The organism is Faucicola mancuniensis, from assembly GCF_046523945.1.
GTDB classification, from domain to species: domain Bacteria; phylum Pseudomonadota; class Gammaproteobacteria; order Pseudomonadales; family Moraxellaceae; genus Faucicola; species Faucicola mancuniensis.
On sequence record NZ_CP171363.1, the window covers coordinates 846,084 to 868,199 of the forward strand.

Annotated in this window: 23 protein-coding genes and 1 pseudogene; 6 read left to right on the forward strand and 18 right to left on the reverse strand. The window is 39.2% G+C overall.

Annotated features, from left to right (window positions below; genetic code table 11):
- Positions 1–11 precede the first annotated feature (11 nt).
- From ACGTJS_RS04320 to ACGTJS_RS04360, 9 genes are all read right to left on the reverse strand, one after another.
- On the reverse strand, positions 12–1,691 hold the full coding sequence (locus ACGTJS_RS04320) for an ATP-binding protein (protein ID WP_315042330.1): 1,680 nt from the start codon (positions 1,689–1,691) through the stop codon (positions 12–14).
- A 108-nt stretch (positions 1,692–1,799) separates the two neighbouring features.
- Positions 1,800–2,606: a 4-hydroxy-tetrahydrodipicolinate reductase gene (dapB, locus tag ACGTJS_RS04325; protein WP_410472921.1), complete on the reverse strand. Its 807-nt coding sequence runs from the start codon at positions 2,604–2,606 to the stop codon at positions 1,800–1,802.
- A 103-nt stretch (positions 2,607–2,709) separates the two neighbouring features.
- Positions 2,710–2,913, reverse strand: a complete 204-nt coding sequence (locus ACGTJS_RS04330; protein WP_410472922.1) for a type II toxin-antitoxin system VapB family antitoxin — start codon at positions 2,911–2,913, stop codon at positions 2,710–2,712.
- A 51-nt stretch (positions 2,914–2,964) separates the two neighbouring features.
- A complete protein-coding gene (gene dnaJ, locus ACGTJS_RS04335; protein WP_410472923.1) occupies positions 2,965–4,113 on the reverse strand; it encodes a molecular chaperone DnaJ in 1,149 nt (382 codons plus the stop codon).
- A 147-nt stretch (positions 4,114–4,260) separates the two neighbouring features.
- A complete protein-coding gene (gene dnaK / locus ACGTJS_RS04340) occupies positions 4,261–6,180 on the reverse strand; it encodes a molecular chaperone DnaK (RefSeq protein WP_315042337.1) in 1,920 nt (639 codons plus the stop codon).
- A 192-nt stretch (positions 6,181–6,372) separates the two neighbouring features.
- Complete coding sequence (gene grpE, locus ACGTJS_RS04345; protein ID WP_315042340.1) at positions 6,373–6,933, reverse strand: nucleotide exchange factor GrpE; 561 nt, start codon at positions 6,931–6,933, stop codon at positions 6,373–6,375.
- A 95-nt stretch (positions 6,934–7,028) separates the two neighbouring features.
- Positions 7,029–7,646, reverse strand: coding sequence for an L-threonylcarbamoyladenylate synthase (locus tag ACGTJS_RS04350; RefSeq protein WP_315042342.1), 618 nt, complete (start codon positions 7,644–7,646; stop codon positions 7,029–7,031).
- A gap of 9 nt (positions 7,647–7,655) precedes the next feature.
- Positions 7,656–8,906, reverse strand: coding sequence for a DNA-processing protein DprA (dprA, locus tag ACGTJS_RS04355; protein WP_315042345.1), 1,251 nt, complete (start codon positions 8,904–8,906; stop codon positions 7,656–7,658).
- A gap of 85 nt (positions 8,907–8,991) precedes the next feature.
- Positions 8,992–10,077, reverse strand: coding sequence for a LysM peptidoglycan-binding domain-containing protein (locus ACGTJS_RS04360; RefSeq protein WP_315042346.1), 1,086 nt, complete (start codon positions 10,075–10,077; stop codon positions 8,992–8,994).
- Positions 10,078–10,345: 268 nt separating this feature from the next.
- On the opposite strand from ACGTJS_RS04360, the gene def reads away from it, so the two are divergent.
- From def to ACGTJS_RS04375, 3 genes and pseudogenes are all read left to right on the forward strand, one after another.
- Positions 10,346–10,876: a peptide deformylase gene (gene def / locus ACGTJS_RS04365; RefSeq protein WP_410472924.1), complete on the forward strand. Its 531-nt coding sequence runs from the start codon at positions 10,346–10,348 to the stop codon at positions 10,874–10,876.
- Positions 10,877–10,965: 89 nt separating this feature from the next.
- The gene (gene hisB / locus ACGTJS_RS04370; RefSeq protein ID WP_315042350.1) at positions 10,966–11,580 is read left to right on the forward strand and encodes an imidazoleglycerol-phosphate dehydratase HisB; all 615 of its coding nucleotides are present in this window, start codon (positions 10,966–10,968) and stop codon (positions 11,578–11,580) included.
- 102 nt (positions 11,581–11,682) lie between these two features.
- Positions 11,683–12,502, forward strand: a pseudogene (locus ACGTJS_RS04375) (IS5 family transposase).
- Here the strand turns inward: ACGTJS_RS04375 and ACGTJS_RS04380 are convergent.
- Complete coding sequence (locus tag ACGTJS_RS04380; protein WP_410472925.1) at positions 12,499–13,074, reverse strand: hypothetical protein; 576 nt, start codon at positions 13,072–13,074, stop codon at positions 12,499–12,501. The pseudogene ACGTJS_RS04375 and the gene ACGTJS_RS04380 sit on opposite strands and share 4 nt — an antisense overlap.
- A complete protein-coding gene (locus tag ACGTJS_RS04385; protein WP_410472926.1) occupies positions 13,071–13,628 on the reverse strand; it encodes a plasmid mobilization protein in 558 nt (185 codons plus the stop codon). Before ACGTJS_RS04385 ends, ACGTJS_RS04380 begins: the two co-directional genes overlap by 4 nt.
- A 198-nt stretch (positions 13,629–13,826) precedes the next feature.
- On the opposite strand from ACGTJS_RS04385, the gene ACGTJS_RS04390 reads away from it, so the two are divergent.
- Positions 13,827–14,162, forward strand: a complete 336-nt coding sequence (locus ACGTJS_RS04390; protein WP_410472927.1) for a hypothetical protein — start codon at positions 13,827–13,829, stop codon at positions 14,160–14,162.
- Positions 14,163–14,575: 413 nt separating this feature from the next.
- On the forward strand, positions 14,576–15,232 hold the full coding sequence (locus tag ACGTJS_RS04395; protein ID WP_410472928.1) for a recombinase family protein: 657 nt from the start codon (positions 14,576–14,578) through the stop codon (positions 15,230–15,232).
- A gap of 18 nt (positions 15,233–15,250) precedes the next feature.
- Here ACGTJS_RS04395 and ACGTJS_RS04400 read toward each other — a convergent pair whose 3' ends face one another.
- Genes ACGTJS_RS04400 through ACGTJS_RS04430 form a run of 7 tightly spaced genes read right to left on the reverse strand, consistent with a single transcriptional unit; the run spans position 15,251 to position 21,259 of the window.
- Positions 15,251–15,613: a hypothetical protein gene (locus tag ACGTJS_RS04400; protein WP_410472929.1), complete on the reverse strand. Its 363-nt coding sequence runs from the start codon at positions 15,611–15,613 to the stop codon at positions 15,251–15,253.
- Between the two features lie 11 nt (positions 15,614–15,624).
- Complete coding sequence (locus ACGTJS_RS04405) at positions 15,625–16,722, reverse strand: IS4 family transposase (RefSeq protein WP_410472852.1); 1,098 nt, start codon at positions 16,720–16,722, stop codon at positions 15,625–15,627.
- Positions 16,701–19,694 carry a zincin-like metallopeptidase domain-containing protein gene (locus tag ACGTJS_RS04410; protein WP_410472930.1) on the reverse strand — a complete coding sequence of 998 codons (2,994 nt, stop codon included), beginning with the start codon at positions 19,692–19,694 and terminating at the stop codon, positions 16,701–16,703. Before ACGTJS_RS04410 ends, ACGTJS_RS04405 begins: the two co-directional genes overlap by 22 nt.
- Positions 19,687–19,920 (reverse strand): hypothetical protein, encoded by a 234-nt coding sequence (locus tag ACGTJS_RS04415; protein WP_410472931.1) that lies wholly within the window; start codon positions 19,918–19,920, stop codon positions 19,687–19,689. Before ACGTJS_RS04415 ends, ACGTJS_RS04410 begins: the two co-directional genes overlap by 8 nt.
- Before the next feature lie 10 nt (positions 19,921–19,930).
- On the reverse strand, positions 19,931–20,344 hold the full coding sequence (locus ACGTJS_RS04420; protein WP_410472932.1) for a hypothetical protein: 414 nt from the start codon (positions 20,342–20,344) through the stop codon (positions 19,931–19,933).
- Positions 20,344–20,778: a hypothetical protein gene (locus tag ACGTJS_RS04425; protein ID WP_410472933.1), complete on the reverse strand. Its 435-nt coding sequence runs from the start codon at positions 20,776–20,778 to the stop codon at positions 20,344–20,346. Before ACGTJS_RS04425 ends, ACGTJS_RS04420 begins: the two co-directional genes overlap by 1 nt.
- Positions 20,771–21,259 carry a topoisomerase DNA-binding C4 zinc finger domain-containing protein gene (locus tag ACGTJS_RS04430; protein WP_410472934.1) on the reverse strand — a complete coding sequence of 163 codons (489 nt, stop codon included), beginning with the start codon at positions 21,257–21,259 and terminating at the stop codon, positions 20,771–20,773. The genes ACGTJS_RS04425 and ACGTJS_RS04430 overlap by 8 nt, the downstream gene beginning before the upstream one ends.
- 94 nt (positions 21,260–21,353) lie before the next feature.
- Here ACGTJS_RS04430 and ACGTJS_RS04435 point away from each other — a divergent pair, with 94 nt between their 5' ends.
- Complete coding sequence (locus tag ACGTJS_RS04435; protein WP_410472935.1) at positions 21,354–22,058, forward strand: IS1 family transposase; 705 nt, start codon at positions 21,354–21,356, stop codon at positions 22,056–22,058.
- The last annotated feature ends 58 nt before the right edge of the window (positions 22,059–22,116 follow it).

A 22,116-nucleotide genomic window follows, 5' to 3' on the forward strand; every position in this document is an offset into this window, starting at 1 on the left:
TTTCCTATTGTTTAGATATATTTACGTTCACTGCTTTGTTGGGTTAATTCATCTGCGTTGATGGGTTGGGCGATGGGTTTAACTGGCCACGCCATTATAAATCTTGCACCGCCAAGCTCTGGACTTTCATCAACGCTCATTTTACCATTAAACCAAAAAGCAATCCGAGATACGATAGACAAGCCCAAACCATAACCGCCTGATGCACGAGTACGGCTGTCATCAAGGCGTGCAAAGGGAATAAACACTTTTTCACGGTCTTTTTCAGAAATGCCTTGTCCGTCATCTTCTACACTAATAAAGGCTTGTTTTTTGTCAATCCACGCTTTGACGATGATTTTTTTCTCGGCATAACGTGTCGCATTGCCTGCCAAGTTTTGTAACACACGGTGCAAATATCGCTTATCAGCACAGGCGACTGCTTTTTCGTCAATCTCACCTGCGATAACTTCTACTGGCTTGCCTAAGGCGTTGGTTTCTCTGACGATTTGTTCTACCAAATCTTTGAGTTTAACCTCTTCCCAATCCATTTTTGGCGAGCCTTCTTCTAGTTTGGCATAGGTCAAAATTTCATCAATCAAGCCATTTAACGCCTCAATGTCTTGGTCAATATAATCTCGTTGCATGGCACGAGACTCTTCATCATCAGTATCAGCCAGCATATCCACCGCAAAACGAATCCGTGCCACAGGCGTTCGCAGTTCATGCGACACTGCACGAGTAAGCTCACGTTGCGACTCAATCAAACGGCGAATATGCTGGGTCATATTGTTAAAAGTCGCCGCCAAATGCGAAATTTCGTCCTCACCCAATACCATCACTTGAGTGTCAAGTTTGCCCTCTCGCACTTTGGTTACGCCTGTTTGAATTAACTGCAACTTTCGCTCAAGCGGAAAAATCAACGCATACACGCCAAGACTAATCAAAAACATACAAATCAGCGTAATACTGACAATCAAATTTAACGGAAACCAATTAAACAGTTTAATCGGTCCCAGCATGACGGCAGTATTCGGCATTTCGGTCGGTGCGATAATGCGAAATGACGAATTTTCAATACTGGTACTATCACGCAACATAATGACAATGTCTTTTCGTAGCAGTTGGGCTTGTTGATTGGCATCAAGATTTAATTTATCAAAAGTCTGTAATGACAACTGAAATGGAAAATACGGCTGTAAGTCCTGCAAACGCTTTTGTTTTTCGGCAAATGTTGAATAATACGACAAATCATCTAATAGCAACACGCCCACGCCTTTGATTTGTTGCTCGCTCAATTTGTCAAATTTAACATGAACCACGTCATTACTATTGGTAACTTTATAAAAAATATCGGCTTGATTGGACTCTTCATGAAATCGCACCACCGATTTTTGTTTTTCTAAACGATTAATTTCGCTGGTTTTAAAATTGTTTTTGTCCAAAGTTTGTAAAGCAAACTCGCTTTCAAACAAGGTACTGACATCTTGTAACCAATATTTTTTTGCATTCTCGGTTTTTTGCCGTGCAATCCCCTCGCTCACCAAATAAAAAGCCCCTGTTGCCAAGTTTTCTCGGTAAGTTTGGGCTCTTTCGTCATTGATGGTCGTCAGCAACAATTGGGCAAACAGGGCAACAAGTAAACAGACAAGCAATAGCCCTGCATAAATTCGCAAAAAAATAGACTGGTTTAACGATGAAAATAACGACATACGATAGTTTTTTAAAAAAAAGACGGACTATTTTAGGCGATTTTAAAAAACTTTGTCTATAGTAAATCTGTCAATTTGGTAAAATTAAATTTACAATACATGATACTTTTAATCTTTTAACCCAAGTACATCTTGCATATCAAACAGTCCATTCGTTTGGCTCGTTACCCACACAGACGCACGTACCGCACCACTGGCAAAGGTCATGCGTTCACGGGCTTTGTGGGTGATTTCCACAATTTCGCCATCAGAGATAAACATTACGGTATGGTCGCCGACAATCTCGCCACCACGAATCGCATGAATACCGATTTCGCCTTGTTTACGCTCGCCTGTTTGACCTTGTCGTCCGTAAATGGCAACATCTTTTAGATTTTGTCCACGCCCTTTTGCCACCGCTTCTGCCATCATGTAGGCTGTGCCTGATGGTGCGTCAATTTTGTGTTTGTGGTGGGCTTCAAGGATTTCCACATCAGCGGTTTCGCCAAAGGCTTTGCTGGCGATTTCTAACAGTTTTAAACTTAAATTTACACCTGTTGAATAGTTACCTGCATAGACGATGGCGATTTTTTCGCTCGCTTTTTGTAAAATGGTGTTTTGTTCATCGTTTAAGCCTGTCGTGCCAATCACCATATTCACGCCTTTTTCGCTACACAGTTGCAAATTTTTGACGGTGGATTCTGGTAAACTAAAGTCAATTAACACATCAATGTCATCAATCACATTTGCCAAATCATCAACCAAAGCGACATTGGCTTTGTTAATATTTACAAGTTCGCCTGCATCAACACCGACAAGGCTTGAGCCTGTGCGTTCTACTGCTCCTGCCAAAATGGTTTGTGGGTTTTGGACGACTGCTTGAATGAGCATACGCCCCATGCGTCCACCTGCACCAATCACACCGACTTTTATCATGATTTTCTCGCTTTTGTTAAATTAGGTTGTAAACAATTGAATGGGAATATATTGTGCATAATTGACAAAATCTTTGTCCAAACTATAAATTTTTAAACGGTGTCTATTTAACTGATGTGGCAAATCGCTCAGCTTTATAATCATAGTCATCATAATCAATCGTGCCAAATAATTTAATTAATTCTTTGGTTTTATAACATTGAATAAATTCGCTCAAAGCGGTATGAACCGCTTCTTTGTTATCAGTAAAACCGTCCAAATCAACCGCTTGAGCCAGTAAATCATCATTAATCGTTAATGTGGTCATAAAAACTCCAAAAAGCGTCTATTACGAGCAATCCTACTGATTTTATCAAAATTAGTCAAACAAATCTTTCACATCATCTTTGAGTTTGTCAAAAAATGATTTCTTTTTGTCCGATTGGTTATGCTCACCCAAAGAACCTTGTAATTGGCGAAGCAAATCTTTTTGCTCACTGCTTAAATTGGTCGGCGTTTCCACAATCACACGACACAACAAGTCGCCTTTCATAGACTCACGCACAGGCGTAATCCCTTTGCCTTTGATACGAAAAATTTTGTGGCTTTGTGTGCCTTCTGGAATGCGTAAATTAATGCGACCGTCTAACGTTGGTACTTCCACTTCACGACCCAATGCCGCATCAGCAAAACTAATCGGCACGTCCAAATGCAAATCCGCCCCATTTCGCACAAATTTATCATGCTCTTTGACACGAATTTCTACATACAAGTCGCCACTTTCGCCACCTTGAATCGCTTCGCCTTCACCTGACAAACGCACTCTGTCGCCATTGTCCACGCCCGCAGGAATGGTCACTTCTAGTGTGCGAGATTTGTCTTTGACACCCGAACCATGACAGTCGCCACAAGGATTTTTGATTTGTTTACCAGAGCCACCACAGTGCGGACAAGTCTGCTGTACCGCGAAAAAGCCTTGTTGCATACGCACCACGCCATGACCGCCACAGGTGGTACAAGTTACCACGTCTTCTGGGTTTTTTGTGCCTTTGCCGTTACAGGTTTCACAAGGGGCTGGGGCGGTAAAGGTAATTTCTTTTTTTACGCCGTTTACCGCTTCTTCAAGGCTTAATTCCACGACATAGCGTAAATCTGCGCCACGGCGTCGGCGACTGCTACGACCACCGCCGAACATATCGCCAAACATATCACCAAAACCGCCTGCACGTCCACCGCCAAATAAATCACCAAAAATATCGTGGAAATTGCCACCGCCAAAACCACCGCCACCGCCCATGCCGTTTTCAAAGGCGGCGTGTCCCATGCGGTCGTAAGCAGAGCGTTTTTGGGCATCGCTTAGCACTTCGTAAGCCAATGATGCTTCTTTAAATTTTTCTTCGGCTTGTGGGTCGTCTGGATTACGGTCTGGGTGATATTTCATTGCCAACTTGCGGTAGGCTTTTTTAATTTCTTGTTCATTGGCATTTTTATCAATGCCCAATACTTCATAAAAATCACGTTTTGACATCATTATCCTCGAGCTATATTTTTGCAAATTTTTTATCAATATGGTGCTAAATAGCAATTTTTTCAATATTCAAATGCTGTTTTGCCAAAAAAACCAAAAAAATCACCGCCTAACCCTAGACAGTGATTTTTGAAAAAAGATAATAAATTATTTGTCGTCTTTAACTTCGGTAAATTCAGCATCAACCACGCTGTCATCTTGTGGGGCTTGTTGTGGTTGAGCTTGGTCGCCTGCTGGGTTTGCCCCTGCGTCCGCATAGATTTTTTGGCTAACTGGTAAAAACGCATTGTCCAACGCTTCAAGTTTTGCTTTGATGTCATCCAAGTCGTCTTCTTTGGCTGCCAACTCTAGTGCTTTGATGGCTTCTTCAACAGGTGTTTTGTCCGCTTCGGTGATTTTGCTTTCAGCGTCTTTTAATGCTTTTTGTACGCCATGAATACGTCCGTCCGCTTCGTTACGCACGTTGGCAAGTTCAGCAAATTTGGCATCTTCGGCAGCATTGGCTTCAGCGTCACGCACCATTTGTTCAATTTCTTCGTCCGATAGTCCAGAGTCTGCTTTGATTTGGATACTTTGAGCTTTGCCTGTACCTTTGTCTTTTGCTGAGATGTTCATGATACCGTCAGCGTTGATATCAAAGGTGACTTCAATTTGCGGAATACCACGTGGTGCTGGTGGAATATCGGTCAAGTCAAAGTTGCCTAACAGTTTGTTTTGGTTGGCAATTTTACGCTCGCCTTGATACACCTGAATAGTAACGGCTGGTTGATTGTCGGCAGCAGTTGAGAACACTTGTGATTTTTTGGTTGGAATCATGGTGTTTTTCTCAATGATGGCTGTCATCACACCACCCATCGTTTCAATACCCAATGTTAAAGGCGTTACGTCAAGTAGTAGTACGTCTTTTTTGTCGCCAGACAATACCGCACCTTGAATCGCCGCACCCATTGCGACTGCTTCGTCTGGGTTTACGTCTTTTCTAGGCTCTGTGCCAAAAAAGTCTTGTACACGTTGTTGTACTAGTGGCATACGGCTTTGACCGCCGACCAAAATCACGTCATCAATGTCGCTTGCTGATAAACCTGCATCGCTTAGGGCGATTTTACATGGCTCAATGGTACGGTTTACCAAGTCTTCGGTCAAACTTTCAAGTTTGGCACGGGTGATGTTTAATACCAAGTGTTTTGGGCCTGTCGCATCAGCGGTGATGTATGGCAAGTTGATTTCGGTGCTTTGTGAGCTTGATAGTTCAATTTTGGCTTTTTCAGCAGCTTCTTTTAAACGTTGCATTGCCAAAGGGTCACCTTTTAAATTGACACTGTTTTCTTTTTTAAATTCTTCAACCAAAAAGTCAATCAATGCCAAGTCAAAGTCTTCACCGCCTAGGAATGTATCGCCGTTGGTTGATAACACTTCAAATTGTTGCTCGCCGTCCACGTCAGCGATTTCAATGATTGAAATATCAAATGTACCACCGCCCAAGTCATATACAGCGATTTTACGGTCTGCACCGCCTTTTTTGTCCATGCCATAGGCTAGGGCTGCGGCAGTTGGTTCGTTGATGATACGTTTTACGTCCAAACCTGCGATTTTACCTGCGTCTTTGGTGGCTTGGCGTTGGCTGTCGTTAAAGTAAGCAGGCACGGTTACGACTGCTTCGGTAACGGTTTCGCCAAGGTAATCTTCGGCAGTTTTTTTCATTTTTTTCAACACTTCGGCTGAAATTTGTGGTGGGGCAAGTTTTTTGCCATTGATTTCTACCCACGCATCGCCATTGTCGGCTTTGGTGATTTTGTAAGGTACCATGCCGATGTCTTTTTGCACCACTTTGTCGTCAAAACGGCGACCAATTAAGCGTTTAATTGCAAATAAAGTGTTGGTTGGGTTAGTAACGGCTTGGCGTTTGGCTGATTGACCGACTAGGATTTCGCCATCTTCTTTGTAGGCAACGATTGATGGGGTGGTTCTCGCCCCTTCTGCATTGTCAATAACTTTGACTTTGTCGCCTTCCATCACAGCGACACATGAGTTGGTTGTACCTAAGTCAATACCGATAATTTTAGCCATAATTTTTACTCCGATTTTTAAGATTTTGTATTATTTTCATGATGTTAAATTTTCTACTATTAACTTTTATTAAAAATTAAATTTGATAAAACATCATGATTGCTTGTTAATGTATATAAGTTTTCAATTGATTTTTTTCAAGGGATTTTTTAAAAATTTTATGATAATTTTAAAAAAATTTCACCTAAAAACTTACTGCCCAACACGCACCATTGCAGGACGTAATAGACGCTCGTGCAAGGTATAGCCTTTTTGCAACACTTGACCGACTTTGCCACTTTCCACGCTTGGGTCAATACCAACCGCTTCATGAAAATCGGCATTAAACGCTTCATTTTGCGGATTTACCACTTGTACGCCATATTTTTCTAGCACGGTTAAAAGTGATTTGTGGGTCAATTTTACCCCTTCTAACACTGGGTCGTTGTCATTTTGGCTGTTTTCAATCGCACGCTCAAGGTTATCCACCGTATCCAACAAATCTTTGGCAAATTTTTCTAACGCGAATTTTTTGGTTTTTTCGGTTTCTTGTTCCATGCGGTTGCGTGCATTGTAGGCTTCGGCATTGGCACGAGCGTGGGCTTCCTTAGCTTCTTTGACTTGCCCTTCAAGCTCGGCAATACGCTGTTGATAAGTGTCCAAATCCACTTGACTGTCAATCGTTTTGGCTTCGCCAGTTGGCTCAAGTTCGTTGATGGTGTCACCCAAAATGGTTGATTGGGCTTCTGTTTGGTTTTGTTGTTCTGCTGACATGGCGTATCCTTTGGTTAAAATTGATAATAAAATTAATTTAATCAATTGATAATGCCAAAAGGATAAAATTTCAAGCAGTTATCGGCAAAAATTTTCTAATCTCGCACAATTTCGCCTGTCAAAGCGTCTTTAATTTGGCTCGGCTCGGTAAAGCCCAACGTTGGAGCGTTAAAATAACCAATCGTATCGCCAAAATAGGATTGGGCTTGCTCTAACGTGGTGGCAGGCGGTTTTCCACTTGGGTTGCAACTGGTGGAAACCAAAAAACCATACGGATTGTGCGGGGAAACAAGGCTTTGGCACAAGTCGGCAATTGCTTGCTGTTCAATGATACGAATGGCAAGACTTGTCCGTCCGCCTGTAACAAAATAGGGAATATTTGTGGATAAGTTGCTAGGAATGGAAAAAAGCCAAGTGGTTGCTTGCTTTTGCTTTGTGGTATTGCTAAAATTTTGCCAACTTTGTAAAATCTGTTGTTGTTTATCAAACGGTAAATTTTGCAAAAAATCGTTAATTAACAAATGGTTAGCAGTTAAAACAATCAAGCCTTTTTCTAGCGGACGGTTTTTGATTTCAAGTAATTTTAACACCGCTTGCTCGTTAAAAGGGTCGCAACCAATGCCCCACACCGCTTCGGTCGGATAGGCGAGCAAATTGCCGTCAGTTAGCCATTGTTGGGCGTGTTTTAGGTTGTTTTTATCAAAAATTTTCATATCAACACCTTACGCACGACACCGCAAATACAGCCCACCTTGAGCCATCGCAAGCCCCATGATTTCAAGCTCAATCAACTGCCCAGACAAGGTCGCAATATCCAAGCCTGTTTTTTCCACCAAACTGTCCAAATCTTGCCCTGCCCAATCCAACTGATTTAGCAAGCTAAATAAATGTGGCGGAATATCGTTGTTTGTTTGCGTTGGTTGAATGGGTTCAATATTGTTTATAATTGTATTTTCAAGTGAATTTGATAAATTTTCCGTATTTGGCAAATCTGTGTTTTGCGAAACATTATTTTGTGAAATTGGATTTTGTAAATTTGCATGTTGCGAAAACGGTGATTTAAACATCGCCAAATCTTCCAAAATCTGTGCAGGGTGGTCAATCAGCGTTGCCCCTTCACGAATGAGTTGATGGCAACCTTTCGCATTGACATTGTCAATATGACTTGGAATAGCAAACACTTGTTTGCCTTGTTCGTTGGTTAGCCGTGCGGTAATTAGCGAACCGCTTTGCAATTGTGCTTCAACGACAAGCGTTGCAAGGCTTAACCCTGCGACAAGGCGATTGCGTCTTGGAAAATTGTGATTATTCGGCGGACTATCAGGCAAAAGTTCACTAATAACACAACCGCCTGTTTGAATAATTTGATTTTTTAACGCCAAATGATTTTTGGGATAACACAACCGAATGCCTGTACCAAGTACCGCCACTGTTCGCCCTTGCTTATTTGGGTCGTTTTGAGCCAACGCCCCGACATGGGCTTGTTTGTCCACGCCATCGGCAAGTCCGCTCGTTATCCACAAGCCTTCATACGCCAAAAACTGAGCCATGTCAAAGGCGATTTTACTCGCATGAGCGGTTAATTTTCGGCTACCGACAACGGCAAGTTGGGGCATGGATAAGGCTTGAATATTGCCTTGATAAAATAATAATGGCGGTGGGTCATAAATTTCTTTTAACAAAGGCGGAAATTGACTGTCATCAGCAAAAATTACGCCATATTCACCATTGGCGATTTGTTGCAAAGTGGTTTGCAAAAATGGACTATTTCGCCCTTGATTGATAAATTCTTCAAAGCGTTCAATATGGCTTTTGTGCAAATTTAAACTTTGCCAATCGCCCAATTTTGCGTTAATCGCATTTTGAGCATTGCCAAAATATTCGGTTAATTTGGCAAAACTGGATAACGACATATTCACCAAATACCAAAGGGTGATGGTGGCTTGTTGCTGTGGGGAAAATGTTATATTCATTTTTTGATAATTTTGCTAAACATAAAAACAGGTGGATTGTATCACAACCCACCTGCTTATATTAAAAAATTGTACAATTTGACAATTAATTTTGTGGATTTGCCAAATAGTCCGCTTCATTAATCGGCAATTCTGCGTCCAATACATACGCATAGCTGATGTTGTCAAAGGTTTTAAACACCATCACATGACCAATCTCTTCGCTTGGCAAGCGGACGGCTTCGCCTTTGGTTGTTGAGAAATTGTCTTGTACCAAAGCACCTTTTTGGAACACAGTCAATACATCGCCTGCTTCCACATTTTCACGTGAACCTAGGTTAATCGCTACCACGCCATCACGACCCGTACTGCTGATAGAGTTTAACACACGAATCACACGACCACCACGAGTGGCATTGGCAGGGCGTGGATAAAATGCAGGTGGCAAGTAGTTGCCAACTTCAACAAACACACGGTCGCCTTCACGCACTTCTTGACCGAACGATTTTTGTAGTTCAATGCTAGATACGCCGTTGCTGGCAACGTCTGTTACCACGCCTGATGCGACTTGGGTAACTTCAAGACCAATCACTTTTTTGCTGATTGGGTCAATGTACGGTTCGCCCTCACGGTACACGCCATAACGCTGACCGACAATCAAAGGCACGCCTTTGGTGTAGATTTTGTTGCCTGCACCTGTGATGATGTTTTTGGTTTTTGATGCCAACACATATGGTGTGGTACGGTAATCATCTGGCGATACGATAATGGTACGGTCTAGCCACGCTTCAATAGACGCTAATGGAATGGCTGGGATACTGCCTGCCAAATTTTGCACAGCTTGTGCAGGTGCTGTCATGGCTTTTTCCACGCCTGCACAGCCTTCGCCTGTATCAATGCCGACCAAAGTTTGACCTCTAATCACACACAAAATCAACACATCATTTGGGTAAATCAAATGTGGGTTTTTGATTTGTTGATTGGTCGCCCAAATTTCTTTCCAACGCCAAGGTTTGTCCAAAAATTTACCAGAAATATCCCAAAGTGTATCGCCTTTTTTGACGACATAGCGATTTGGGGCATCTGCCTTAATAGTTGGTGGTGGATTGTTTTTTGCCAATGCTTGAGAACCCACAGTCAAACTGATAACCGCAAGCATACTTGCCGTGATTTTTTTCAATGAATAAGCCATATCATTATCCTAAAAGCCATAACGAAAAAACGTTACGCTAAGCCATACCAATGTTTAATTTTGTAAAAAAATTGGCTTAGCATAACACAAATTTGTCAAAAAGTCGCAATCTTTGTTGATAAATCTTACCAATTAAACGATTAATTGAATTAATTTAACAAAATTTTTAATATTTTACAATTATTAAGCGACAAAATAGCCTTTTTATTATAAAAAAGTTATGGCACAATATACCGTTTTCTTAATTTTAATTAAAAAGTTGGTAAAAATGACCATTCGCACAATTTTAACTTATCCAGACCCACGTTTACGCACCATTGCAAAACCTGTAACGACCTTTGACGAAAAACTACACACGCTGATTGATGATATGTTTGAAACCATGTACGATGCCAAAGGCATTGGGCTTGCGGCGACACAGATTGACGAGCATATTCAGCTTATCGTCATGGATTTGTCCGAAGAAGGCGACAAGCCACAAGTGTTTATCAATCCAAAGGTTACGCCACTGGTTGAAGAGCAGTTTACTTATGAAGAAGGCTGTCTGTCTGTGCCTGATTATTATGATAAAATTGACCGACCAAAACGTGTGAAAATTGAGTCGCTAGACAAAGACGGCAATCCTGTTGAGATAGAAACTGAAGGTATGCTTGCGGTGTGTATTCAGCATGAAATGGACCATTTAAATGGTAAATTGTTTGTGGATTATTTGTCAAAACTCAAACAAGACCGAGCAAGGGACAAAGTCCGCAAAGTTATCAAACAACGTGAAAAAGACGCAGAACACAAAAAAATGTGATATTTTTGTCAAAAAATTGTAGAGGCGTACTGCTTACGCCTTTTTTAGCCAAGCCAAATAATACAAACCCCAATAATAAAGGAAAATCCATGAGCCAGCCACGCCAAAATCGCCCTGCTAGAACAGCCACCGTAGAACGCAACACCGCCGAAACCCAAATCACCGTAAGCATTAACCTTGACGGCACAGGGCAAGGCACAATTGACACAGGCGTGCCATTTTTAGACCATATGCTTGACCAAATCAAACGTCATGGCTTGATTGATATGGATATTAAATGTAATGGCGACACGCACATTGACGACCATCACAGCGTGGAAGATGTTGGCATTACACTCGGTCAGGCGTTCAAACAAGCGATTGGCGACAAAAAAGGCATTGTCCGCTATGGGCATTTTTATGCACCTCTTGATGAAAGTTTAAGCCGTGCGGTGGTGGATATTTCGGGCCGCCCCGGTTTGCATATGGATATTCCCTTCACTCGTGCGATGATAGGGACGTTTGATGTGGATTTGTTTAGTGAGTTTTTTTATGGTTTTGTCAATCATGCGATGATTACGGTGCATTTGGATAATCTAAAAGGCAAAAATAGCCATCATCAGATTGAAAGTACGTTTAAGGCGTTTGCAAGGGCGTTACGAATGGCGGTTGAATACGATGAAAGGGCGTTGGATAGATTGCCAAGTACAAAAGAGAGCTTGTAAAAATGCCAAAGCTTAATCAAAAACCGCTTTACTATTAGACCTCTTTCCAAACCTTAATAGTGATTTGGTATAATACTGATTTTTAGAAAAAACAGCAAAAGCATGATACCCGAACAAGCAGAAAAACTCAGTGACGCACAATTTAAACGCTACTTTGGCATCCAAAGAAGTACCTATACTCATATGCTCACCATACTACAAGAAGCATACAACGAACAACACAAAAAAGGTGGCAGGAAAAATGAAATCAGCCTAGAAAACAAGCTCATGCTGACTTTGAGTTACTACCGAGAATATCGCACCCAATTTCACCTAGGGCAAGACTTTGGTATCAGTGAAAGTGCTGTCTGTAAAACCATCAAATGGGTAGAAAGCATACTGATAGCCCACAAAGACTTTGCCCTACCTAGCAAAAAGGCTTTATGGCAAGACCCAAACCTTGAAACCGTACTGATAGACGCAACCGAAGTACCTTGTGAGCGACCCAAAAAAAGCAACGCAGGCAATACTCAGGTAAAAGAAACACCACACCTTAAAAGCACAAATCGTTGTCGATAAAAACAGCAAAAAAATACTTTGTACCCATTTTAGCAAAGGTAAAACCCATGACTTTAAACTTTACCAATACTCAAAAATGCGTATAAAGCCTAGTATCTTAATCCAAGTAGATTCGGGCTATCAAGGCATACACAAACACCATGCCAATAGCAAATTCCCAAAAAAGAAAACCAAGCTTAATCCACTATCTAAAGTTGACAAACAAGCCAATCGAGAATTAGCTTCTGAACGGGTAACCAATGAACATGTTATCGGCAAAATCAAACGTTTTAAAATCCTAGCCTGTCGTTATCGTAATCGCAGAAAACGCTTTGGCTTAAGGGTTAATTTGATTTGTGCCATTTATAATTTCGAGTTGGGTTAGTTTGGAAAGAGGTCTAATTTATCGCCAATACGGGTTAAGCGTTTTCGTTCAATGGCATTGGGGTCAGACAACGCCATTTCGAGATTTTTAATCTCTTTAAAGGTATCTACCCGTTTCTCATCAATCAGATGATAATACACAGGTAATGCCTTACCACTCACTAGCTCCACGTTGGCAAACACAAAGTTGAGCTCAAGCCTTGGTAGCTTATTATTTTTTTCATCAAGCTTATCAAAGTGTTCCACCCAATAACCTGCGTACTGGGCTTTACCAAGCCCCGCAAACAAACACTGCTCAAATTCATCCATCAGCTCACGTTTCATCGATTCCGTGACAAACTGACTCTCAATACCATCAAAAGCCAGGCAGCCTGACGTATAAATTTTAGAAAACTCAAGCCCATTGATAATCTCGGTCACTTCATCAGGGTCACCTGCCAACAGCCGTACATGCTCTCGAGAAGCTGCCCCATCGGCATAGTCTTTCCCCAGCAAATAGCGTTTGGCAGCCTCACCGCCTGTACTATAGTGAATGTCTTTAACGCTACCTCGCTTAAAGAATTTAACAATCACTGAGCGAATTCCTCATCAATTCCATCCACGACAAATCCCTCATGATCACGCTTTGGTGCAGTAAAATGATTGACTAAATAATCCAGTTGATAGCGGATATACGCCAACTCCGATGCCAAAGACACCACATTTAAATTACCAATCTGATGATGCTCATGAGCCAGCTTGGTTAATTGATTGAGATTATTGCCCAAATAAGCCACCTGCCTTTTTAACTCAGCATCCACTCGTGGTGGCACGACTTGACGTACCATCTCACGCTGGGTCACATTTTGTCCAATAGCAGCGGCTCGCATAAAATCGGCAACCGACAAAGAGCCTCGACGCTCTTCGATTAACTGTTTTTCGATAAGGCTTAACCGAATCGCCACCGTAAACGGCCGCTTGCGTTTTATTTTAGGGGCAGGTTTCCAGTTAAAATCGGCTAAAATCTGCTCAGGTAAAGGCTGGATAGTTAATAAATTTTTCATAGACTGGGCAGGTATTGGTTTTACCAGCACACGTTTGCAATCTCGTAGAGTTGCAAAGGGTGCTGGTGGGGGTATTGGGGGCATAGCCCCTAATCAAGCAGGATGATAAAGATACGATAGTGGCTTTATTATCTGTACTTGCTCTAAAAAACAAACTAATTTTTATTGAAATTGATTCTATCATAGTGTATTTTGATAGTAAAGATGATGATTGCTGACTATATTTTAGTCATGTTAAGATAAGGTTGTAGCATTATGCTTCACTCTGATAGAAGGATAACAATGATGGAAAAATATTTAAGGAAAAGTGCAAAGCAGTTAAAGCAAGAAATGCTTAAGATGACTCAAGCGTTAGAGAAAATTCGTCAAGATAAAATTAAGGTGTATGGTGAGATTTTTTTAAATATTGTTGAAGAGATTGATGATGCCAAGCGAGCAGAAGCTTATCTTAAGATTTTAGAGGCGAATGCATCTAAAGCTCAGAAGAAAATTTTGGTGGATGATATTGAAGATTTAAAAAAATTGGCAGGGATTGAGGATAAGTCAGTTGCTAAAGTGGTTTCTAATAATTCAGCTAATGCAGAGAATACCAATGTGACTTCTTCAGGTAATTTTTGAATAATGATAAAAATTTGGGAGAAAGTTTAAACAATACCATGATGGGTAATGGCTAATTATTCTAGAGATTTTGGTGTAAAGTTTTAGTTAAGCTAAGGCACTTATCATAAGCTATGAGAGATTTTTTTTGAAATTTTTATTATCTAAACTGTATTGGTTTAGACCTAAGCTGATAAAATTTTTTAGGTTGTTGGGTTACTTTTTTGATATAAATTTAATAGTTCTACACCAATAAATGTATCCATCATTCTGCTAAGCTTTGCTAATTTATTTTAAGATTTTTATAGCTTAAATGTATACTCTAATGGGAATATTATACGCCCTAAAAAAATGGTGTCAATAGGGTTTTATTTGATTTTTTGGGAAAAAACTTGCATAATAATCCAAGTTTAATTATTGAGACAAAAGAAAAAATGAAAAACCCTTTTGATGATGAACAAATCATTGATATTGATGAGCCTAATACTCAAAAAGTACAAATTGTTGGTTATGTTAGAGTATCTAGCATAGATCAAAATACCGACCGTCAGCTTGATGGTGTTAAATTGGATAAGGTTTTTACAGATAAGGCAACAGGAAAAACCAAAGACCGTCCAGAGTTACAACAAATGCTAGATTATGTACGTTATGGTGATATTGTTGTTATACATAGTCTTGACAGATTAGCGCGCAATTTAGAAGATTTGATTGCAATCATTAACCAACTACACCAAAAAGGCGTTGTGTTCAAATCTTTAAAAGAAAATTTAACACTGGACGGCTTAAAACATAGCCCAATGGATAAATTTTTACTGCACATTCTAGGGGCAGTGGCTGAATTTAATCGCTCATTAATTCGTGAAGCTCAACGTGAAGGCATTGCTAAAGCCAAAAAAAGGGGCGTTTACAAGGGGCGTAAATCAGTATTAACTGCCGATACAGTCGCCAAAATAGAAGACCTGATAGCACAGCGTAACTCATCTGTTGAGAATTATAAAAAACTAAGCAATACCGATATTGCAAAGCAAGTTGGTATCAGCAAATCTAGTTTTTACCGCTATTTAGAAAAGCGAGAAAAAGTTAATTCTTAAAAAACAAAAGAAAATAGTTTACCGTCCACCATCGCCATTAATTTCAGGATTATTTTGTATGGTTGGACTGTTAGGCTTTGGCGGTGGTAAATACTCCCCTTGTGCCAAACTGGGTAATTTTTTTTCTAAGCGTCCAAGTGCAAACTGAACTTTTATTGGGTCTTGATATTGAACTGGAAGCCGTTCACGCCATAGCTGAATGTTTTTAATTGTTTCTTCAGGCATGGTTGGGTAATTTTGCTTGATAATTTCAGGAGATAAGCGTTTATCTAGCGTTGCTGGTTTGATAGCTTCATTTATTGGTTTTTCAATATTGCTCTGTTTTTCTTGCTCTTGGGCGATGGTTGGCTGATTAATTCTTTGTAATTGCTCTCTGCACACGACAGAAACTACTAAAACAAAGTTGATTTTCTTTTAAAACTGAGAAAATCAACCAACCTATTAAAAAAAGCAAAATCACCACACATAATAAACCATCTAAATCCATCAATCAGAAAATCTAACCCCAAAGCAAAAACACTTGACTGAGGACGACCATTAGACTTAAGGCAACGTTTATAATGACTAGGCTTATCATCAATGACCGCCAAGCCAGTCAAATAAGCCCAACAAAAGGCTAACGCATTTACCGCAACCAATTTACTCACTCTGTCTTGTTTAGTCAAATGCGTATCCTCAAGATTAAAACCACGCCCCTTTAAACAAGAAAACAGCGTTTCAATCTGCCAACGCATCGCATAAGTTGCCATAGGGTCAATATCATCAAAATCATTGGTAGCCACAATCACATAATCATTATCACTATCAAGCTTTGCCGATACCTTGACAGGACACTTATCAACAAAGAGTGTTCTAGCATGGTGATAAGTATCTTGCTGGTTTAAATTATGAAATAGTGTTTTAATTTGTACGCTTTGTCCTTGTGTATTGGTCACTTTACTGTCTTTTTTAATGCGTATGGCAAATTTAATATTTTGTTTTGTTAGCCAGTCAAACCATGCAGAACCCACAAATTCTCTATCGGCTAATACTTTTTGTATTTTATCTTTACCAAAGGTGTGAATGAATTTTTCAATGAGTTGTGTTCTCTCTAGTGTTTTTGAGTTGCCTTGTTTGTCTAGCATTGTCCAGTATAAGGGTATGGCAATGCCTTTGTGTACAACAGCTAACATGAAGATGTTGATGTTGCTTTTTCCCCATTTCCAGTTGGTACGGTCAATGGTGAGTGTGACTTTGTTTAGTCCAAATAGTTGAAAGATAAGGCGTGCTATTTGGTGTTCATTTAGGGGTGTTTGGGCGAAAAAGCGTTGTATTCTTCGGTAGTTGCTGTCATTTGTTGTGCTGTTGGTAAAGTGTCTGGCTATCTTTTTTAGGTTACTGCTTTGGGCGGTAATGATGGCTATTATCATTAGACTTAAGCAGTTGATTTTTGCCTTGTGTATTGTTAGGTTTTGCGATAAAATTCTTTTTAGTCTGATAAGGTTTGGCATGGTTTTAATTCGTCGGAAAAATTACTATTATGCCATTGTTTTATCAGACTTTTTTGTTTTTTTGTCGTGTGCAGAGGTAATTGCTCAAGAATTTGGCGTTTAAACTCATCATAGCCTTTATCAACAAAAATATCATTCCAATCTTTACCTGTATCACTTCGGTCAAATTGCGGTAATAAAATATGGGTGTTTTCTACAGAATTAATGACTTTATTAGCGTCTTCTAAGCCTTGATTTACCTTATTTTTTCCTGTTTGTGGGTCAATTTCAAAGGGTTTTTGATGGTCATTATCAGCACCGATATAAATTTTACTATCAGGGTAATTTGCTCTTAAATTTTGAGCGACTTCCATTAAACCGCCACGACCAAAAGCAACTACTACTGTTGGCTTTTGGTTTTTATTGGTGTGTTCATAAAGTGTTGCCCCGGTAGCGTAACCCTCCGTGATAATAATGGGTTTACCATTTTCAAGCTGTCCTAAAGTAGTAGATAAGCCTGATTTATCAGCACCATTGCCTAAAGCGTACTTAGAGCCATAATAGCCAATCGTTTCAAATGCTCTTAACTCTCCTTGCGTATTAAACTGCGGTACAATTAAGTTACCACGCTGTACAATCATTTTATTTTCAGGATTATGTTCACGCAAATAACTAGCTTGTTGCATAGTGTCAGCTATCATAATATGCGGTTTAAATTCATCAGGTAGTTTACTGCTATCAGGTACAATTAACACTGTATCATTGGCGGTTACCTGTTTTTTGTTTAAATAATTGTGATTGGCTGGGGCGACTTGGCTAATAGATACGAGCATTTGGCTTCTTTTAGCCATTAAGTCAGCCTGTTCTTTATTTGCTTCAGTTTTCTGTTGCTGTGTCAGCTTGGGTGTTTGTGGAACAACTGGCGTTGTTGGTGTATTGACAGATAGGGTAGGGCGGTTAGGCTGATACTGATTACCTTTTGCTCTTTCTACTGCTTCAATATTTCTTAAGATATTCAAATATTTTGTAGGATATTGCCAATTTTCAGGCGTATTTCCCCTTGAAAAATTGGTAATTCTTGCAAAAGGCACACCGTTAGGGTTGGCATACGCTTGATACATGACATTTTTATCGGTTGAACCTTGATTTGATAATCTATGAGTTTTGTCATCAAAAATAGGGTGTCCAGTTTCAACTTGAATACCCATACTAGTTAAATAGTCTGAAAACTCCTGTTCAGGACTTGGCACACTTGGGCGTACCGTCCATCTTGCAACAGCTTCTTTGTTGTTTTCATGTGCATACCAAACTTTATTTTGATTATCAAATTTAACAACCCCTTGTTCTTTTAACTTTCGTAAATCGTTTAAATCATTAAAAGATGTATAAAGATAAATCCGTTCAGGTTGTTTATTAGGCTGTCTTAATTGTTGTGGCTGATGTTGAGCAGGTTGAATGCTTGGTTTTTCTAAATTTTTTTGCTGATTTCTATTGTATTCTTGGGCATTTTTTACTATAATATCTATCAAAGCCTCGTTGAGCCGATGTGGGGTAACGCCATATTTTTTGGTATCTTCCTCCATCATTTCTGGAACGGGGTTTTTTTCATTTTCAATATCTACCGCTTCAATAGAATAAACTCTATTTCCCTGTTCCTTAGTTAATTCCTTAATTGTTAATTTAACTAAATAAATCTCATTATTGTATTTCATAGGTGCAATAGCTCTGTGTATTGCTTCTATGTCAGGACTGTCATTTTTATAGGGTGTTTTCCAGCCAAGAACAGAGTTTTCAAATAATTTATCAGCATTCGCTACAGCCGTTAAATGCAAATGTAAATTAGCTGATTTTTCATGTGCTTTATTACTAAGCATTTTATCTAAATTACTTTTAGATATAACGGCAGTCATACCATCATGAATATTGGTAATTTCTTTTGAAGTAAAATTTTTGGCGATTTCTCTGACTTCATTAAAGCTATGAGCAATATTTTCAGCTTTTGCTCCGTCAAAATTTGGTTGTATTCTTTCTAAATACTCTATATCTTGTTTATTTAAATTAATATGTCCACGCTCCGCTTGATTTTTCTCAATCTCACGCCCTAAGCCTATGACATAATCAGAAATTTTATTTGCGTCCGTAACTGCCCTAAAAATCTCTTTTGGGTCTTCTTTAATCACTTTAGCCCACGATTTTAGATAAGCATGGTGTTGTCTAGGGTCATAACCTATCTGTAACTGTTCGCCAACCATCATTGAAGCAATTTCAGTTCTTAATTCTTCTTTTGCATAACTTTCAGAACCAAAAACACCTGATAAATCACGATTTAGACGGTCTTTATGACCTGTGGAATGTCCAATTTCATGTAAAACGGTTGCATAATAAAGGTCAGGCGTTGCAAATTGTCCACGTTCAGGCATGACAATCTTATCGTCTGTGGGACTGTAATAAGCTCTGTCGCCAATTCTATGTTCAATGGTTACGCCTTGAGCTTCAATGCCTTTAATGATGTTTTCGGCTTTTTCGTGGCGTTCCCATTCAGTTAAAGGTGTTTTGACTTCTCTAGGTGGCAAGCCATCAATTTGTTCAGCATTAAAAACAGTTACAGATTTAACGATTGGATGCTCTAAGTGAATGATTTCTTTGATTAGTCTGCCATCTTTATCCAGTATATCATTGCCTTGTTCATCTTTTTTGTTTCTTGTTTGGGTATTAGTATAGAATTTGATGGACGTACCTTTTTCGCCCCTACGGACATGACCGCCGTGTTCTTTTGCATTATTAAAGGTAAACCAACGATTATCAGAAAATCCCTTTTTCTGTGAAGCCATCATTAGATGAATGATGTTGTCGCCACGATAAGGCGTACCTTGATGATTAACTGGCATGATGTCAGATAACCCTGTCGCCCAGCCCTTTTGCCAAATGGCTTCATTTGCTTCAATCTGTTTTACTAGTTCATCAGCAAACTGCTGTAGCTCATCATTATTCATCAATTAACCCCATTTCTCTCAACTCTTGTTCACTAGCCCAAACAACCCCCAATTCTTCCGCTTCCTTATAAGTTATTTCTTGTGTGGTTATCTGATATTCTTCAGGCATAGGTATAGTCATCATTTCAAGCCATTCATCATAATCTAAAATATTTGGTTTGTCTTGGACTATCATATTAGACATATATTCTTGATAGGCGGTGTAAGATGTATCAATTTTAGTCATTTTGCTACTCCTAATTATTGCGATTGACTAATCTAATAATGGTTTCATCATTTTTATTGGTAAAAATATCAAACCTATTGCCATACTTGGGGGTAATGATAATGAAGTTACCATTTTTTGATAATTCTATGGAACTTAGTAAGGCTTGTTCTGTTTTGTATTCGTCTGACATTTCCATTATTTCCATTTCTACTACAGGTTCAGGTAACATTCTTAGCTGTAATTCTTGGTCTATTGGCTCGGTTATATTGGTACTTCTACGCTCAATCATTAAATTTGTTACCCATGATGTTACAGAAAGCATAATGATTATCCCAATAACAACTATGATAGATAAAATCATATGTTTTTTGGTTTTATCAGGAATTATATCTTGAGCTTCAGGCATTTCATCATCAAAGTTAGCTAAATCGTTGTTGTTCATTATTTGCAAACCTTAGTTTGGTTATTTATATCTCCATTCATTGTACTAACAGAACCCACCGTATCAGCAGTAATATTTATATCCCCATTAACGGTATTTATTCTGCCAATATTATCAGCTGTAATATTTAAAGCTCCGTTTTTAGAGCTTACGGATTGTATGCTACCAAATATTTCAATTTGAATAGTCTCTTGATTGTTTGAGAACTCTTTAATATCAAATTCTTTATCATCAACAACGATTTTTGAGCCTTGAAAGCTAATATCGCCATTGTGAACGCCATTATTGATATAACCAACATTACCGTGAATATTATTTTTAAACATAGTGTTACCTTGATTAACATTAAATGATTTTGGGATAATTTTAATAGTTGAATGTTGATGAAGATCACAAACTTTATTGCCATTGATATATAAGCCTGATTTAGTCATATTTTGGTTCTCCATTTACTTCATCGTATTTTTGTTTGCATTTTGGGAAATCTGAACAACCAAAAAAGCTGTAGCCTTTATTATGTTTACCACCTTTATTATCCTTACGCCAAATCAGTTTCTTACCGCATTTTTTACAGTCAAAATTACTGGTTTCAACAGGTTTTTTAGCTGGCTTTTCAACTGGCATGCCGTTATCATTATCCATACTGTGATTACAAGGGCTTTCTTTAGAATTCCAACCTGTACAACTCCAAAGCTCGCCAAATTTACCATCTCTTAACACCATAGGACGATTGCAACGTGGACAACGTGGATTATTGCTTAAATCTTTTGGTTGTTTGGGTGGTGGAGCGGTATAAGTTTGTTTGATTTTTTGAAGTGTTGGAACAACCGTATCATTTAATACACCCATTACAAAATTACCAACATCTGTAGGATTTTTAATTTCTTGTTGTTGTTCATACCAAACGGCAGACATATCAGGGTAGCGAATTAAGTCGGTGGTGTCCTGAAAAGTGTGCTGTAAAAAATAAGCAATAAAAAAGCAGCGAGAACAGAGTATTATTGAATGTGTGAAAATACAAATAACTCTGAAATGTCCTCGCTGCCAAGGACAAAATATAAAGAAAAATGGCTACTCTGGCAATCGTAAACAAAAGTATTTTTGTAAAGATTGCTGCCGTAATTTTATTGGCGACCATAACCTTACCTATAAGGGTTGTCATTCCAAAGCTGATGAGCAGGTTTGGAGAATGACCGTTAGAGGTTGTGGCATTCGAGATATTGCAGCAATTACGGGTTACAGCAAAGACAAAGTTCAGGCTGCTTTAAAACGCCATGAGTTTGAGCCATTTCCTAAACAAAAACATTACCCTACACTTGAAATAGACGAGTTTTGGACATTTGTCGGTAACAAGTCTAATAAAGTGTGGCTAGTCTATGCCTATCACAGAGAAAGTGGCGAAATTGTCGCTTACGTTTGGGGTAAGCGCGATTTAGCAACAGCGCGAGCACTCAAACGGCGTTTGAAAGAGTTGCGTGTAACCTATGACAGAATTGCGACCGACGACTGGGCTGCATTTTTAAATGTCTTTTCAAATGAAGAATGGCATCTAGTTGGTAAGCAACACACAGTTGGCATTGAGGGTAATAACTGTCGTTTACGGCACAAAGTAAGGCGAGCGTTTAGAAAAACGTGTTGCTTTTCTAAAAGTATGTTTTATCATAAGAAAGTTTTTGATTTGGCTTTCTTTGATATTCACTTTGGCATTGTTTAGTTTTACAGCACACTTTTCAGGACACTACCGAATTTTTTACTTTCTACCAATTCTACCA

What these genes read in the sequence shown, in the direction of transcription:
- dnaK (WP_315042337.1), bottom strand. Translation starts at nt 6,180, where the DNA reads ATGGCTAAAATTATCGGTATTGACTTAGGTACAACCAACTCATGTGTC.
- ACGTJS_RS04395 (WP_410472928.1), top strand. Translation starts at nt 14,576, where the DNA reads ATGAAAAACCCTTTTGATGATGAACAAATCATTGATATTGATGAGCCT.
- hisB (WP_315042350.1), top strand. Translation starts at nt 10,966, where the DNA reads ATGAGCCAGCCACGCCAAAATCGCCCTGCTAGAACAGCCACCGTAGAA.
- ACGTJS_RS04360 (WP_315042346.1), bottom strand. Translation starts at nt 10,077, where the DNA reads ATGGCTTATTCATTGAAAAAAATCACGGCAAGTATGCTTGCGGTTATC.
- ACGTJS_RS04320 (WP_315042330.1), bottom strand. Translation starts at nt 1,691, where the DNA reads ATGTCGTTATTTTCATCGTTAAACCAGTCTATTTTTTTGCGAATTTAT.
- ACGTJS_RS04405 (WP_410472852.1), bottom strand. Translation starts at nt 16,722, where the DNA reads ATGCCAAACCTTATCAGACTAAAAAGAATTTTATCGCAAAACCTAACA.
- def (WP_410472924.1), top strand. Translation starts at nt 10,346, where the DNA reads ATGACCATTCGCACAATTTTAACTTATCCAGACCCACGTTTACGCACC.
- ACGTJS_RS04420 (WP_410472932.1), bottom strand. Translation starts at nt 20,344, where the DNA reads ATGAACAACAACGATTTAGCTAACTTTGATGATGAAATGCCTGAAGCT.
- grpE (WP_315042340.1), bottom strand. Translation starts at nt 6,933, where the DNA reads ATGTCAGCAGAACAACAAAACCAAACAGAAGCCCAATCAACCATTTTG.
- ACGTJS_RS04385 (WP_410472926.1), bottom strand. Translation starts at nt 13,628, where the DNA reads ATGCCCCCAATACCCCCACCAGCACCCTTTGCAACTCTACGAGATTGC.
- ACGTJS_RS04390 (WP_410472927.1), top strand. Translation starts at nt 13,827, where the DNA reads ATGATGGAAAAATATTTAAGGAAAAGTGCAAAGCAGTTAAAGCAAGAA.
- ACGTJS_RS04330 (WP_410472922.1), bottom strand. Translation starts at nt 2,913, where the DNA reads ATGACCACATTAACGATTAATGATGATTTACTGGCTCAAGCGGTTGAT.
- dnaJ (WP_410472923.1), bottom strand. Translation starts at nt 4,113, where the DNA reads ATGTCAAAACGTGATTTTTATGAAGTATTGGGCATTGATAAAAATGCC.
- dapB (WP_410472921.1), bottom strand. Translation starts at nt 2,606, where the DNA reads ATGATAAAAGTCGGTGTGATTGGTGCAGGTGGACGCATGGGGCGTATG.
- ACGTJS_RS04350 (WP_315042342.1), bottom strand. Translation starts at nt 7,646, where the DNA reads ATGAAAATTTTTGATAAAAACAACCTAAAACACGCCCAACAATGGCTA.
- ACGTJS_RS04430 (WP_410472934.1), bottom strand. Translation starts at nt 21,259, where the DNA reads ATGTCTGCCGTTTGGTATGAACAACAACAAGAAATTAAAAATCCTACA.
- dprA (WP_315042345.1), bottom strand. Translation starts at nt 8,906, where the DNA reads ATGAATATAACATTTTCCCCACAGCAACAAGCCACCATCACCCTTTGG.
- ACGTJS_RS04425 (WP_410472933.1), bottom strand. Translation starts at nt 20,778, where the DNA reads ATGACTAAATCAGGCTTATATATCAATGGCAATAAAGTTTGTGATCTT.
- ACGTJS_RS04415 (WP_410472931.1), bottom strand. Translation starts at nt 19,920, where the DNA reads ATGACTAAAATTGATACATCTTACACCGCCTATCAAGAATATATGTCT.
- ACGTJS_RS04410 (WP_410472930.1), bottom strand. Translation starts at nt 19,694, where the DNA reads ATGAATAATGATGAGCTACAGCAGTTTGCTGATGAACTAGTAAAACAG.